Consider the following 1126-nt stretch of genomic DNA (forward strand, 5'->3'; position numbering starts at 1 on the left):
CTTTCTTTTTAATTTTTTGGTTTTTTATAATTTTGAATTATTTTTTTAATTTGCTTTGCGTTAGTTTTTTGTTTTTGTTGTGTTTAAAATAAAAGGACTCACTTAAGTGAGTCTTTTTTGTATTAATTTTTTACTGAACCGTCAGGGTTGAATTCTTCGATGTTTTTAATAGTTCCGTTAGGGTTGTAATTTGTTTCTTTAATTTTGTTGCCATTGAGGTCATATTCGTTAATATACCAAACGGTTTTACTGTCGTCTTTGTAGGATGTTGTTTTAATTAATTTTTCGTTTTTGTTGTATGAGTTGATAAACCAAATATTTTGATTGTCAGGATGATAATGTGTTGTTTTAGTTTTTTTGCCGTTGAGGTTGTAGTCTGTTTGTTTAATTATTTTTTCGTTTTTGTCAAATTCGTTAATGTAATCAATAGTTTTGCCGTCGGAACAGTACCATGTTGATTTAGTTTCTTGGCCAGTTTCGTTGAATTCTACAATTGTCCAAATAGTTTTGCCATCAAATTGATAGTAAGTTCGTTTAATTAGTTTTTCGTTTTTGTCGTATTCATCAATGTGGTAAATAGTTTTACCATTAGATCGATAGAATGTTTTTTTAGTTGTTTGTTCTTTGTTTTCTTCAATAGTTGAAGGATTATTTTTTGTTTTTAATATATAAAAACTAACTCCGATAAAAAATTATACAAATAATAATAAATAGTAAAACGTTTCTTTATTTTGAATTCATATTTTTTTCTTTTTTTTGGTTTTTTTAATATTTACACTAAAAATTATAAATTAAATTATAATAATTAGTGTTTTATAGTTTCTAATTTTTTTGACATTCTCGTGCAGCGTTTTTGTTTTTTTGTTGTATGTTTATTTTTGTTCGTTTTTGTCTTCTTTTGTGTCACGTAATCCGTGTTTGTAACCTAAAATGAAAAATGGTAAAAACCATTCTAATAAATAGTCGCACTGTTATAAAAAAATGTAAAGTTTTTTTTAACACTGTATATTTTTAAAATCTCGTTTTACTAAAAACAAAAAAAGACTAGTTTGTTTTAACTAGCTTTTTCGGTATTAAAAATAAATTTATTTACACTTTTTTAAAACAATGTGAAAATAAGTATTTG

Annotated in this window: 1 protein-coding gene; it reads right to left on the reverse strand. The window is 24.4% G+C overall.

Annotation, left to right across the window (positions count from 1 at the left end; all coding sequences use genetic code 11):
* Positions 1-122: 122 nt before the first annotated feature.
* A complete protein-coding gene (locus KTO59_RS04660) occupies positions 123-686 on the reverse strand; it encodes a DUF2963 domain-containing protein (protein WP_445083529.1) in 564 nt (187 codons plus the stop codon).
* Positions 687-1126: the final 440 nt, after the last annotated feature.

This window comes from Candidatus Phytoplasma sp. AldY-WA1 (assembly GCF_020312115.2).
In the GTDB taxonomy this organism is placed as follows: Bacteria; Bacillota_I; Bacilli_A; order Acholeplasmatales; family Acholeplasmataceae; genus Phytoplasma; species Phytoplasma vitis.